This window comes from Primorskyibacter aestuariivivens, from assembly GCF_028023675.1.
GTDB classification, from domain to species: domain Bacteria; phylum Pseudomonadota; class Alphaproteobacteria; order Rhodobacterales; family Rhodobacteraceae; genus Marinovum; species Marinovum aestuariivivens.
This window is the reverse complement of the sequence record NZ_JAQIOZ010000007.1, coordinates 46,727-60,322: the sequence shown is the minus strand read 5'-3', so window position 1 is coordinate 60,322 and position 13,596 is coordinate 46,727. Positions and strand designations below refer to the sequence as shown.

The window sequence follows — 13,596 nt, the reverse complement described above, 5'->3', positions numbered from 1 at the left end:
GGTTTTCCATCAGGCGCGAGAGGGTCTCACCTCGTATCCCGGCTCTTCGGGTTCGTCATCGGTCATTTCCGCCGGAAAGCCCGGCGCGCGGATATCAAGCCCGGTGCGCTCTTCCAGTCGCTTGATGATATTGGGCGACAGCTCGCGCGGGCCGTAACGGTCGATCCCGTCGTTGAAAATATCGATCAAAAGCGGGTTGAGATCCAGCTGCACGCCTGCATTGTCGGCCACCGTCTGGAACAGACCGATATCCTTGGCCACGAGGTCCATGGTAAAGGAAATGTCGCGCGAGCCGTTCAGGATCACCTGGCTTTCGGTTTCATGCACGAAGCTGTTGCCCGACGAGATGCGGATCGCCTCGAAGGCGGTGTTGAGGTCCATGCCCGCGCCCTTGGCCACGGTCAGCGCCTCTGCCACGCTGACCAGATTGGCGGTGGCGAGGTAATTGGTGATCACCTTGAGCACCGAGGCCGACCCCAGAGGCCCGGTATGCAGGATGCGCCGACCCATGATGGTCAGGATCGGCAGGACACGCTCGAACGTCGCGCGGTCGGTGCCGGCGAAAATGGCGATATTGCCGGTGTCTGCCCGGTGACAGCCGCCCGAGACCGGGCAGTCCACGGCGGCCCCGCCCCGCGCCTCGACCTCGCGGCCCAGACGGGCCACGGCCTCGGCCTCGGTGGTGGACATCTCAAGCCAGATCTTGCCTTCGCGCACCTCGTCCAGCATCTCGCGCAGCACCGCTTCGCAGGCCTGTGGCGAGGGCAGGCAGGTGATGACCACATCGCAGGCCGCCATCATCTGGGCCGGGGATTTCCCCGGTGTCGCGCCGCGCGCCACGAAGGATGCCACCAGTTCCGGGTTGAGGTCGTGGACCTGAAGGTCCACGCCGTTGCGCAAGAGCGACCCCGACAGTTTGCCGCCCACATTTCCAAGGCCGATAAAGCCGATTTGCATGAAAAATCCTCCTGTTTGCGCCACGTTGGGGGGCGGAAACCGTCCTGTCTTATCCATGCGCGACATGGGCGGCGGGATTTGTGGGATTTGCCCCGGTATGCCGGAATGCACAACTTTGGCTAAGCCGCATCTGAGCGAACGACCGCATTGAGCCCAAAGCAGCCGAATTGATGCCCACCGCGCCATGGTTCTGGCGACGGGCGTAATATGTGGTATGCGCCGAGGCCCGAAGTCTGCTATTCTTATCACTCAATTCCTGTTCGCCAGTTGTGAGAGCATGCTCGAGACGGTCCCGCGCGAGAAAAAAAGACAGGGGATTGCCTGTGCCGGAAACTGGATTCTGGACACCGTGCACACCATTTCGCATTGGCCCGAGAAGTCGGGACTAGCGATTATTGAGTCCCAGCACATCGATCTTGGCGGTGGTCCTGCAAATGTTGCCTTGGGCCTCCGGGCGATGGGAGTTTCATACCCGGTTATTCCAATCGGGTTGATCGGGTCGGGAGGCATGGGAGGCGAGGTCTTGCGGCTATGCGTCGAGGCGGGTTTACCAATCGACGGCATGAAGCGAACGACGTTGGCGACAACATCACAAACTCACGTCATGAACGTTCAGGGCGACAGCCGCACCTTCTTCCACCACCGCGGCGCCAACAGCCTGTTCGATGCGTCGTCGATCAATTTGGATGCATTGTCGAAAGCCGAAATCAAGCTGCTCTATCTCGGTTATCTGACCTTGCTCGACAAGCTCGACGAGATACTTCCGTCTGGCAAAACCGCCGCCGCCCACGTCCTGTCGGAAGCTCGCGCCAACGGCATACAAACCTGCGTCGACCTCGCGTCGTTCAAATCCGACACTTATCAAGACATTGTCAAAGCGACCCTTAGCGAAATCGACATCCTGTTTGCAAACGAGCTCGAAGCCGAGGAAGCAGCTGGTGTGAATCTGAATCGTGGATTAGATGCCGAAGAAATGATGAAGGCGGCACGATTTCTGAAATCCGGCGGAGTGAGGCAGGCCGTCATCATCCATTCTCCAAAGAACGTTGTCTGGTATGGAGACAACGTCCAGGTCGCAGTCACTCCGGAGCCGATTCCCCCCGAAGAAATCATTAGCGCGGTCGGCGCGGGCGATGCTTTTGCTTCAGGGGTGCTGCATGGCGTCCACGAGGACTGGCCTGTTGAGAGTTGCCTTACATTCGGGATACGCGCGGCGGCGGCCTGCCTTTCCGGCTACACTGCCACTGACGGTCTCAAAACACTCTCGGTTCCGGCCAGCCCGTTTTAGTGCCGAGCGTCTTCACATGGCCGCTCTGTCCACACAACAGACGCTCACCCAAATCTCTATGACGATCAGAAAAACACCGGACATGAAATCTTCCCCCAATCTCCCCGCGCCCTTTCCCGGCCAATGACAGGCTTGCACAAGGCCCCGGCCCACCACTAACTGGCGCGGGAGGATGCAAGCATGAGCAACAAACCCGTCATTGTCATCGGCGCAGGTATTGTCGGCGCGTCCACCGCGCTGTGGTTGCAGCGGTTTGGCCATGAGGTGATCCTGATCGACAAGGGCGCGCCGGGCATGGGCGCGTCCTATGGCAATGCGGGGCTGATTGCGCAATGGGGGTTCATGCCGGTCACGACACCGGGGTTGTGGCGCAAGCTGCCCGGCTACCTGCTCAATCCCAATTCACCGCTCTTCATGAAATGGGGATATTTTCCGAAGCTCATCCCATGGCTCACCCGCTTCCTGTCCCATGCCACGGATGCCGAGACGCGGCGCATCGTGGGCGCGCTGCTGCCTCTGGTGGGCGATGCGGTGTCCGATCACAAGGCGCTGGTGCAGGGCACCGGGCTGGAGCAATGGATCGCCGACAGCAAGCTGGGCTATGCCTATACCAGCCGCAAGGCGTTTGACGCGGATGGCTATGGCTGGGCCATGAAACGCGCGGCGGGGTTCGCGCCGACGGTCCTGACCGGGGCGGAGGTCCGCGAGGAAGAGCCGATCCTGGGCGAGGATTTCCAGTGCCTCGCCGTGCTGGAGGGTCAGGGCCATGTGCTGCATCCGGGGCAATACGTGGCCGCGCTTGTGGATCATGTCACGGACCGGGGCGGGCGATTTGTGCAGGCCGAGGTCAAGGGGTTTCAACGCGAACAGGGCCGCATCACGCGGGTCGAAACCGATCAGGGCAATTTTGACTGCCACGCGGCGGTGGTGACGTCGGGCATCTGGTCCAAGGAGATGATGCGCATGCTGGGCCTCAAGGTGCAGCTTGAGACCGAGCGCGGCTATCACGTGCTGTTTGAGAACCCCTCTGAACTGCCCCGCAACCCGATGATGATCTCCACCGGCGCCTTTGGCGTCACACCCATGAGTGACGGGTTGCGCTGCGCCGGGACGGTGGAGCTGGGTGATCACCATGCCGGTCCCAGCGACGGGCCGATCAAGCTGATCCGGCGCGAGGCGAAACGCGCCTTTCCGCGCCTGAGCTATTCCGGCACGCAGGAATGGATGGGGTTCCGTCCCTCGACCCCCGACAGCCTGCCGCTGATTGGCCAGATCGGCGACAGCGGCATCTATACCGGGTTCGGGCATCAGCATCTGGGCCTGACCGCCGGGCCGCGCACCGGGCAGTTGCTGGCACAGATGATCGGCGGGTCCGCACCGAACCTCGACCTCGCGCCCTATGACCCGACCCGTTACCTGCGATAGGCGCGGCAAAACCCCGCCCCTGCCCTCTGGCACCCGACGCAAAACTGCGCTAGGGCTGGGCCGTCCCCGGCAATAAAGGCATTGCGCGCTGCTGCCCGGGATGGGCGGAGCCTGACCGTTCGACCGCTGGCCTCGGGGCCAGAGGTCATCGCGCGAAAAGCCCCTCCCTGTCTGAAACCGGCGGCGCGCCGCCTGATGTATTGAGGTGAGCCATGCTCAGAAATGACCAACTGGACCAGTGGGACCGCGAGAATTTCTTTCACCCCTCCACCCACCTGGCCGAATTCGCGCGGGGTAATGTGCCCAATCGCGTGGTGACCGGCGGCAGCGGCTGCCATATCGAGGACCGTGACGGCAATCGCCTTCTGGACGCCTTTGCCGGGCTGTATTGCGTGAATGTTGGCTATGGTCGCCCCGAGATTGCCGAGGCCATCGCCGATCAGGCCCGCGAACTGGCCTATTACCACTCCTACGTGGGCCACGGCACAGAGGCGTCGATCACGCTGGCCAAGATGGTGCTGGACCGCGCGCCGGATCACATGTCCAAGGTCTATTTCGGCCTGTCCGGGTCGGACGCCAATGAAACCAACATCAAGCTGGTCTGGTATTACAACAACATCCTTGGCCGCCCCGAGAAGAAGAAAATCATCTCGCGCTGGCGCGGCTATCACGGGTCCGGGCTGATGACCGGGTCGCTCACCGGGCTGGAGCTGTTCCACAAGAAATTCGACCTGCCGCTGGCGCAAGTGCTGCACACTGAGGCACCCTATTATTTCCGCCGCGATGACCTGTCGATGAGCGAAGAACAGTTCGTCGCCCATTGCGCCGCCGAACTGGAAGCGCTGATCGAGCGTGAAGGCGCGGACACGATTGCCGCGTTTATCGGCGAACCGGCCCTTGGCACCGGCGGTCTTGTGCCGCCGCCCGCAGGCTATTGGGCCGCCATTCAGGAGGTGCTGAACCGGCATGACATCCTGCTCATCGCCGACGAGGTGGTCACCGGTTTCGGGCGTCTGGGCACCATGTTCGGGTCAGAGCATTACGGCATCAAGCCCGACATCATCACCATCGCCAAGGGTCTGACCTCGGCCTATGCGCCGCTCTCGGGCTCTATCGTAAGCGACAAGGTCTGGGCGGTGCTGGAGCAAGGCACCGATGAAAACGGCCCCATCGGCCATGGCTGGACCTATTCCGCGCATCCCATCGGCGCGGCGGCAGGGGTGGCCAACCTCAAGCTGATCGACGCGCTGAACATGGTGCAGAACGCGGGCGAAACCGGGGCCTATTTCAAAGCCGCGCTCATGGACGCCGTCGGCGATCATGCGCATGTGGGGGATGTGCGCGGCGAAGGGCTGCTCTGCGCTGTGGAGTTTGTTGAGGACCGCGACAGCCGGACCTTCTTTGACCCAAGCAAGACAACCGGGGCCAAACTTGCCGGGGCGCTGCTGTCACGCGGGGTCATTGCGCGGGCCATGCCACAGGGCGATATCCTTGGCTTTGCGCCGCCCTTCTGCCTCACCCGGGCCGAGGCGGACGAGATCACGGGCAAGCTGAAAGAGGCCGTGCACGAGGTGCTGGGGTAAACGCACAAAACGGGCGCCGGTTTCTGTGGCGCCCGTTTCCTCACTCTGCTCCGGTTCAGTCGAACATGTCGGGCTGATCCTCGACCAGCTGGTTCCAGATGGTCTGGAAATGCAGCCAGCCAATATAGTCGCTGCCCACATGTTCGCGGCTGTAGCGCGCGCGATCCTCGGGGATGCGGATCGGCTCGATGCCGCTGGCGGCGATGTCCAGTTGTTGCTGACAGCAACGCTCAAGCGCAATGAACCAGAACGCCGCCGATTCAATCGAATGACGCGACGCGGTCAGCAGCCCGTGATTCTGGTGCAGCGCCGCCTTGACGCCCTTGAACGCCTTGGCCACGTCGCTGCCTGCGTGGTTTTCCACGGCCACCTGTCCACCCTGTTCGCCGATCACCACGTGATCCTCGAAGAAGGCACAGGCATCTTGGGTAATCGGGTCAATGGGCCGCCCGGTGGCGCACCATGCGGTGCCATAGGTGGTGTGCGCGTGGCACATCGCGATGATGTCGGGATGTTCCTCATGCACATTGGCGTGCAGGACAAAGCCCGCGCGGTTGACCGCATAATCGCCTTCGATCACGGTGCCCGCATGATCGACAAGGATCAGGTTCGACATCTTCACCTTGTCGAAATGCACGCACATCGGGTTGGTCCAGTAAAGCTCGGGGCGTTCCGGATCACGCACGGTCAGATGCCCGGCAAAGCCATAATCGAACCCGGCCTGCGCAAAGGCGCGGCAGGCCGCGACCAGCCGCTCCTTGCGGTGGCGGCGTTCGTCTTCGACGGTCTCGAAATCGGGGATTTCGGGGAAGATCAGCCCCTCCTGTTCGGGCTGGTAGATCGAGATACGGTTGCCGAGGTCAAGCATGGCGGGTCTCCTGTTGCGCGGTTCGCGCGGATATTGAATGTTGCGTGGGTTTCGCTCAATATCACTGTGGCAATAACTGTTATTGTGGTTATGGCGTAATGCGCGACGACAGGTTGGTGGAAATGCGGGTTTTCCGCGCGGTGGTCGACACGGGCGGCTTCAGCGCGGCCGCACGCGTGCTGGAGGCCAGCCAGCCCTTTGTCAGCCAGACGATCCAGCGGCTTGAAGCACGGCTTGGTGTGACCCTGTTGCACCGCACGACACGTGGTCACCGGCTTACGCCCGAGGGGGCGCGCTATATGGACCTCGTGCGCCGGACGCTGGCGGCGATTGATGCGGCAGACGCGGAATGGCAGGACGATGCCGCGCGCCTGGAGGGCCAATTGCGTGTCTCGGCCCCCATCGCCTTTGGCCTCGACCGGATCACGCCGCTTATCCCGGAGTTCCTGTCCCGCCATCCCGGCCTGTCCCTCGATCTTCGGCTCACCGACGACCACGAGAACCTGATCGAAGGCGGCATCGACGTGGCCATCCGCATGGGGGCCTTGCCCGATGCCAGCCTCATGCATCGCAAGCTCTGCCGGTTGCGGCGGCTGGTGGTGGCCGCCCCTGATCTCGTGGCGCGCCATGGGCTGCCCGGGTCGGTCGGGGACCTGTCCTCCCTGCCCTGCCTGGCCTGGGATGCAAGCCGCGCACATCTGAACCGCTGGCGGTTCGTGGATGGCAACGACACGGTGACGTTTCACGCCCAAAGCCGCCTGCGCGGCAATCAGGGCATGTCGCTGTTTCAGATGTGTCTTGCCGGAATGGGGGTGATGCGCGTGGCCGAACACCTCGCGCGCCCAGCCATTCGCGAAGGCCGGTTGGTGCAGCTTTTGCCCGATCTGCGCCCGGCCGACGACACGGCAATTCAGGCGGTGTTCCTGCCCGAACGCCAGATCGTCCCGCGCATCCGCAGTTTCGTGGATTTTGTCGCCGATGCTTTCCGCGCGCCGGATTGGGAGGCTTGACCGCAGCGGTCAGGCGCATTCCCAAAGGCATCCCCGAACGGCGAAGACGACCGCGCATCTGCGGCGGGTCCAGGCGTGAAAACGGGCGGGAAGGGCCCCGCCCGATTCCGTGTTTTTATATCAGGGCGACGCAGAACGCCGTCCAAACCCCGATCAATGCGCGTAGCCGCCAAGGAAGCTGAAATCAGACTTGTTGCCAGCACTGTCCGTCGCAATGTCGTGACAGATGATGCAGGAGCCGGACGCGTTCTTGTTCGGCGCGCCGGTCTGCGGGTCGATCACCGGCTTGTTCTGCAGGTAGGTTTCCAGCGTCGAATTCACCAGGTAGATCGGTGCCGGGAAGGGCTTGAGCGGATCGGGATATTCGACGATCTGCGCCTGCGCCCATTGCGCGCCGATCAACTGGTAATTGGCAAAAGGCGTGCCGGACAACGCGTCCTGATACTTGGCCGAGATATTGTCGGCGCTTTCATAGACGTCAAAGCAGCGCGTGACCTGGGTGCCGTATTTGCCATCATCGAGGTAACTGGCGGCATAGGGCGGCTGGGCCTGCCACAGGAAGGGGGATTTGCCCGCCGGTGGCGTATTGGGCGCACAGGCCGCCCCATCACGCGTGCAGTCCGCGTTGAAAAACGCCCAATCGCCCGAGGCATCGGTGGGCACCGGGCAGGATGCCACCGGGTCATTGCCCGACAGCGGCGAATTGCTGTTGGACTGGCTCACCGGGGCGTTGGCCGCATCAGGCGCATTGCGCACATGCTCAAAGGTCGCCCAGACCCAGAAATCCGAGAAATCGGACGGATTGGTGATCTTTTGCATCACATGCATCCCCACCAGCCCCAGCGTCACATCAAGGCAAAGCGGTTCACCGGTCGCAGAGTTCTCAGCCGCCACATGCACCGATCCGGGCACCGTGAAATAGCCCAGCCCGTCATCGCCATCGGGCAGGACGCGCCAGGCGGTTTTCATCTCCATCGCGCCGGGAATGGCGGCCGCCACGTCGTCATGCGTGCCCGAGGTGACCACGCCGCGCGGCAGGTCCCAGGCCTGACCAAAGGCTTGCTGACCGGCCTTGGTGTTCAGCCCGTTCTTGAGGATATAAGCCGCCTCTGTCTGGTTGAGGCGGATGTCATACATCACGTAATTGCCCGCCACGTCGATCAGCGGCCAGGGGGTGAAGGGTTCGATGAAACTGGACGAGGTGACCTTGTTCGTCTCGCTCATCGTCAGACGCCCGGCAGCACAGGTGGCCGGGACGTTGTTATTTTCGTCAAAGACATGTTCGATGCCCGGCCAGCTTTCCCAGACGCGCGGCTGATCCAGCGTGCCGGAGTCCAGAATGCTGCCCTCGGGCGCGCCGGTGCCATCCGACGGCCAGTTCAGCGCCACGAACATCTGCCATGCGAAATAGTCGAAATTCTGCTGCTTGGCGCTGTCACCGTCCGCAATATTGGTATTGGGCGTATAGCCGGGATTGACCTTGAGCCCGGTCAGGTCGACAGGCAGGAATTCGCAAATCTCGTCCTGCCCCGTATAACACAGCGCATCCTGTTGATAGTCCTGCGCCGCGGCGCGCTCGGGCGCAAGCCCCGGAAGGCACATGGCCAGAGCTGCGGTCAGTAGTGGCATTCGCATGGCGACTCTCCTGCTGATTGAAACTGCCGCAAGTTAGACACGCAAATCCTGCATCCGACTGTGACCCGGCGCACAGTTCCGGATGGGTGGCGAGGATCTTCGCTAAAATTGGCCCCATCCGGGCAAAAACCGCCACGCGCATGACGAGCTGTGCAAAGATGCACAAAGACTTTGCCCTTGCATGTGTTGAGTGGACACAGGCACCGCTCTATCTCTGTTCCAAAGACAGTTCACAGGAGACAGTCCAATGTCCTTACGTCCCACTCTCGAAAACCGCCGCGCCATGCCCACGATGGAAGGGGCCGGCGTGAAACTGCACCGCGCCTTCGGGTTTCAGGACCCCAGCGAACTTGATCCGTTCCTGCTCTTTGACGATTTCCGCAACGAGCGGCCCGAAGATTTCATGGCGGGCTTTCCCTGGCATCCGCATCGCGGGATCGAGACGATCACCTATGTGCTCAACGGCACGGTGGATCACGGCGACAGCCTTGGCAATACCGGCACGCTGGGCGCGGGCGATGTGCAATGGATGACCGCCGGGTCGGGTATCCTGCATCAGGAAATGCCCAAGGGCAACGCGCAGGGCCAGATGCATGGCTTCCAGCTCTGGGCCAACCTGCCCTCCTCGCTCAAGATGACGGCACCGCGCTATCAGGATGTGAAGGGCCGCGATATCCCGGAAATCATCGACGATGACGGCACGCGGGTAAAGGTGATTGTCGGCGAGTTCTGGGGCAAACGCGGCCCTGTGGACGGCATCGCCGCTGATCCGCAATATCTCGATATCTTCGTGCCTGCGGGCGTGAAAAAGACCTTCAAGATCGACACCTACCGCCGCGCCTTTGCCTATGTGTTCGACGGCGCGGGGGCCTTTGCCGATGCTTCCACCCCGCAAGGTGTGCTCTTGGAAAAGGAAGTGGCGGGCGAAGAGGTGAATATCCGCGACATGTCCGGCAACCGCACGCTGATCCGCTTTGGCACCGGTGACGAGGTCACGGTGCAGGCGGGCCCCGAGGGCATCCGCTTTCTGCTGATCTCGGGCGCGCCCATTCAGGAGCCGGTGGCCTGGCACGGGCCGATCGTGATGAACACGCAGGCCGAGTTGATGCAGGCCTTTGCCGATCTGCGCAACAACACCTTTATCAAACCGGCACACTGATAGCCTTGCGGCGCGCCCTTTGGCTGGCGCGCCGCAATAACTTTCTTGCCTCCGGCGGGGATATTTACAAAGCCAGAGAAGACATGACGTTGCAGGGATCAGCGCGTCCAGGACCCGTGATGCTGGCCCGCGTCATCCAACCGGGCAAAGCCGTGATGGCCAAAGAAGTCCCGCTGCGCCTGGATCATCGAGGCCGAGCCGCGCGCCTGCCGCATGCTGTCATGCCAGGCCAGCGCAGCCGAGAGCACCGGCACCGGATACCCCGACGCCACCGCCGCCCCCACCACGCGGCGCAGGGCAGGCACCGCATCGGCCAGACGCGCGCGCATCGCTGGGGCCAGCATAAGTGAGCGTTCCGGCATATCGCCCTCATATGCCTCGGAAATATCATCGAGAAGCGCCGAGCGGATGATACACCCCGCGCGCCAGATACGCGCGATCTGGCCCATGTCCAGCGCCCAGTCATAGTCCTCGGAGGCCGTTTGCATCACGTCAAACCCCTGCGCATGGCCCAGGATGCGCGCCGCCATCAGAGCCGCTTCCAGATCCTCGTCCGAGGGCAGGTCCAGCAGCCCCGGCCCGTCCAGGAGCGTCGCGCCCGCCGCCCGCCTGTCGCGCTGCGACGACCAGATGCGCGCGCCCACCGCCGCCTCGATGGTCGAAGCGCTTTGCCCCAGTTTCAGCGCCTCGATCACGGTCCACCGCCCGGTGCCTTTCTGACCCGCGCTGTCCACGATCACGTCGATCATCGGCTGCCCGGTGTGATCATCGGTGGAGGTCAGGATTTTCGCCGTAATCTCGGTCAGGAAGCTTTTGAGCGGCCCGGCGTTCCAGCAGGCAAAGCGCGCGCCGATGGTCTCCGGCGCCTCGCCCGCGCCGTAGCGCATGAGGCCGTAAACCTCTGAAATTGCCTGCATATCGGCATATTCAATGCCGTTATGGACCATCTTGACGAAATGGCCCGCACCATCCGGCCCCAGATGCGCCACGCAAGGAACACCGTCGAATTTCGCGGCAATCGCCTCGGCCACGGGTTGCAGCTGTTCCCAGCTATGCGCCGTGCCGCTCACCATCATGGACGGGCCTGTGCGCGCCCCCTCCTCGCCGCCCGACACGCCCATGCCGACGAAATGCAGATCATGCTCGGACAGGCGCGCGGAGCGGGCGCGCGTGGCGTGGAAATCCGCATTGCCTGCGTCAATCACCGTATCGCCGGGCGACAAGAGCGGGATCACATGATCCATCATATCGTCCATCGGCCCGGTCGAGGGGATCATGAACAGGATGGTGCGCGGGCTGGGCAGCGCATCAATCATCGCCTCGAGCGTATCGAACCCGTCGATCTGCACGGCCAGTTCCCCCGCCTCGTCCAGGAATGTCGGCACCGCATCAGACGACCGGTTCGACACCGCGATTTTCACGCCTTTTTCCGCCATGTTCAGCGCAAGCGCACTGCCCATCGTGCCCAGCCCGTAGATCGCGATTTTTGCATCACTCATGCGTTACTCCTGACGGTTTTGTGAAACTGTTTCCCCGTTAATTATCGAAATATACTGGATTTTGTTCATTGCAATGTATATACTCTGTCGATATAACAACAAGCCGAGAGCAGACGGGTTTCCAAAACGATGCAATTAAAAGACGCATGGCGCAACATTGTGCGCCCCCTTTACCAACGCCCCAAACGTATCCAGGTGGCCGCTTTGTGCTACCGGGGCAAGGGTGACAAACGCAAGGTGTTGCTTGTCACCAGCCGGGACAGCGGTCGCTGGATCGTGCCCAAGGGCTGGCTCGTGGATGGTCTCGATGCCAAGGGGTCGGCGGTGCAGGAAGCCTGGGAAGAGGCGGGCGTCAAACCTGCCAAGGTCAGCAAGACCGCAATCGGCACCTTTGACTATGACAAGCGTCTCAAGGGCGGCCTTCCCGTTCCGGTCGAGGCGCAGGTCTATGCCATCGAAGTGGGCGATGTGGCCAATGATTTCCCCGAGGCCGACGAACGCACCCGCAAATGGGTTTCCCCGGAAGAAGCGGCGCAACTGGTCAGCGAACCCGGGTTGCAGGACCTGCTGCGCGCAGTGTGACTTCGCTGCCCTTTTGTAACAATTTCACGACATTTTTGTAACGGCCCGGTTGCAGCATCGGGCCGCTGTCCCTACCCCCTTGGCCAAGACCTAGGGGGATTCACGCATGCAAGACGACACGGACCGTCATTTCGACACGCTTGACCGCGATCTGGGGCGGATCGGAACGCTGGAATATGCCACGGCTTACGTGGCGCGGCCGATGGTGGGCATGGGCATCGCCCTTGTCTTTATGGCGCTGGCAGGACTTGCGGCGGCGATTTTCTTTGGCCAGCAACCGATCAATTACGTGATCGTCGCGGCCGCCGTTCTGGGCGCCTACATGGCGATCAATATCGGTGCCAATGACGTGGCCAACAATATGGGCCCGGCGGTGGGGGCCAATGCGCTGACCATGGGCGGGGCCATTGCCATTGCCGCGATCTTTGAAAGCGCGGGCGCGCTTCTGGCGGGGGGCGATGTGGTTTCGACCATTTCCAAAGGCATTATCGACCCCTCCGGCATGGGTGAGACCAATACATTCATCTGGGCGATGATGGCGGCGCTGATGTCCTCGGCGCTGTGGGTGAACCTGGCCACATGGGTCGGCGCGCCGGTCTCTACCACCCATTCCGTCGTCGGCGGCGTGATGGGCGCGGGGATCGCGGCGGCTGGCATGGCGGCGGTGAACTGGCCCACCATGGGGGCCATTGCGGCCAGCTGGGTGATCTCGCCGGTGCTGGGCGGGATCATCGCGGCGGCGTTCCTCGCCTTCATCAAGTCGCGGATCATCTATCAGGATGACAAGATCGCCGCTGCTAGGCGCTGGGTGCCGGTTCTAGTGGCAATCATGGCCGGAGCCTTTGCGGCCTATCTCGCGCTCAAGGGGCTGAAACGCATCTGGAAGATCGATATCGGCACGGCGCTGTTGATCGGGCTTGGCATCGCGGTTCTGTCTTACCTGCTGTCCAAACCACTGATCCGCAGGCAATCCGAGGGGCTGGAAAACCGCAACAAATCGCTCAAGGTGCTGTTCGGCCTTCCGCTGGTGATCTCGGCCGCGCTGCTGAGCTTTGCGCACGGTGCCAATGACGTGGCCAATGCGGTGGGACCGCTGGCCGCCATCGTGCATGCCACCGAATTCGGTGATTTCGCCGCCAAGGTGGCCATCCCGCAATGGGTCATGGTGATCGGGGCGCTGGGGATTTCCTTTGGCCTGTTCCTGTTCGGTCCGAAACTGATCCGCATGGTCGGCAGCCAGATCACCAAGCTCAACCCGATGCGCGCCTATTGCGTGGCGCTCTCGGCGGCGATCACGGTGATCGTGGCGTCCTGGCTGGGCCTGCCGGTCAGCTCCACCCATATCGCGGTGGGCGGCGTCTTTGGCGTGGGCTTCTTCCGCGAATGGCACGCAGAGCGGCGGCGGCGTCAGACCCGGGCGGCGCGCCCGAGCGCCAATCGTCTTGCGGTTGAGGAACAGCGCCGCCGCAAGCTGGTGCGCCGGTCGCATTTCATGACCATCGCGGCGGCCTGGGTCATCACCGTGCCTGCGGCGGCGGTGATGTCGGGCGTGATCTTTGTGATCCTGAACAGCGTCGCCGGGTAAAGCGC

At 62.5% G+C, this 13,596-nt stretch carries 11 protein-coding genes; 7 read left to right on the top strand and 4 right to left on the bottom strand.

The annotated features are described in order from the left end of the window. Positions 1 to 9: 9 nt before the first annotated feature. Entirely contained in the window at positions 10 to 957 is a 948-nt protein-coding gene (locus PGB28_RS09295; RefSeq protein WP_271421237.1) for an NAD(P)-dependent oxidoreductase, read from the bottom strand. Between the two features lie 184 nt (positions 958 to 1,141). Between PGB28_RS09295 and PGB28_RS09290 the strand changes: the two genes are divergently transcribed. From PGB28_RS09290 to PGB28_RS09280, 3 genes are all read left to right on the top strand, one after another. Then, positions 1,142 to 2,245 carry a carbohydrate kinase family protein gene (locus PGB28_RS09290; protein ID WP_271421236.1) on the top strand — a complete coding sequence of 368 codons (1,104 nt, stop codon included), beginning with the start codon at positions 1,142 to 1,144 and terminating at the stop codon, positions 2,243 to 2,245. Positions 2,246 to 2,425: 180 nt separating this feature from the next. Next, positions 2,426 to 3,670, top strand: a complete 1,245-nt coding sequence (locus PGB28_RS09285; RefSeq protein WP_271421235.1) for an NAD(P)/FAD-dependent oxidoreductase — start codon at positions 2,426 to 2,428, stop codon at positions 3,668 to 3,670. A gap of 212 nt (positions 3,671 to 3,882) precedes the next feature. Then, positions 3,883 to 5,253 (top strand): aspartate aminotransferase family protein, encoded by a 1,371-nt coding sequence (locus PGB28_RS09280; RefSeq protein WP_271421234.1) that lies wholly within the window; start codon positions 3,883 to 3,885, stop codon positions 5,251 to 5,253. Positions 5,254 to 5,308: 55 nt separating this feature from the next. Here PGB28_RS09280 and PGB28_RS09275 read toward each other — a convergent pair whose 3' ends face one another. Further along, positions 5,309 to 6,121 (bottom strand): class II aldolase/adducin family protein, encoded by an 813-nt coding sequence (locus PGB28_RS09275; RefSeq protein WP_271421233.1) that lies wholly within the window; start codon positions 6,119 to 6,121, stop codon positions 5,309 to 5,311. A 98-nt stretch (positions 6,122 to 6,219) separates the two neighbouring features. Between PGB28_RS09275 and PGB28_RS09270 the strand changes: the two genes are divergently transcribed. Next, complete coding sequence (locus PGB28_RS09270; RefSeq protein ID WP_271421232.1) at positions 6,220 to 7,131, top strand: LysR family transcriptional regulator; 912 nt, start codon at positions 6,220 to 6,222, stop codon at positions 7,129 to 7,131. 153 nt (positions 7,132 to 7,284) lie between these two features. Here PGB28_RS09270 and PGB28_RS09265 read toward each other — a convergent pair whose 3' ends face one another. Next, positions 7,285 to 8,766 carry a hypothetical protein gene (locus PGB28_RS09265; protein ID WP_271421231.1) on the bottom strand — a complete coding sequence of 494 codons (1,482 nt, stop codon included), beginning with the start codon at positions 8,764 to 8,766 and terminating at the stop codon, positions 7,285 to 7,287. A gap of 247 nt (positions 8,767 to 9,013) precedes the next feature. Here PGB28_RS09265 and PGB28_RS09260 point away from each other — a divergent pair, with 247 nt between their 5' ends. Beyond that, positions 9,014 to 9,925 carry a pirin family protein gene (locus PGB28_RS09260; RefSeq protein WP_271421230.1) on the top strand — a complete coding sequence of 304 codons (912 nt, stop codon included), beginning with the start codon at positions 9,014 to 9,016 and terminating at the stop codon, positions 9,923 to 9,925. Positions 9,926 to 10,023: 98 nt separating this feature from the next. Here the strand turns inward: PGB28_RS09260 and gndA are convergent, their stop codons facing one another. Further along, the gene (gndA, locus tag PGB28_RS09255) at positions 10,024 to 11,424 is read right to left on the bottom strand and encodes an NADP-dependent phosphogluconate dehydrogenase (protein ID WP_271421229.1); all 1,401 of its coding nucleotides are present in this window, start codon (positions 11,422 to 11,424) and stop codon (positions 10,024 to 10,026) included. A 159-nt stretch (positions 11,425 to 11,583) separates the two neighbouring features. Between gndA and PGB28_RS09250 the strand changes: the two genes are divergently transcribed. Further along, entirely contained in the window at positions 11,584 to 12,006 is a 423-nt protein-coding gene (locus PGB28_RS09250; RefSeq protein ID WP_408636238.1) for an NUDIX hydrolase, read from the top strand. A 106-nt stretch (positions 12,007 to 12,112) separates the two neighbouring features. Continuing rightward, positions 12,113 to 13,591 carry an inorganic phosphate transporter gene (locus tag PGB28_RS09245; RefSeq protein ID WP_271421227.1) on the top strand — a complete coding sequence of 493 codons (1,479 nt, stop codon included), beginning with the start codon at positions 12,113 to 12,115 and terminating at the stop codon, positions 13,589 to 13,591. Positions 13,592 to 13,596: the final 5 nt, after the last annotated feature.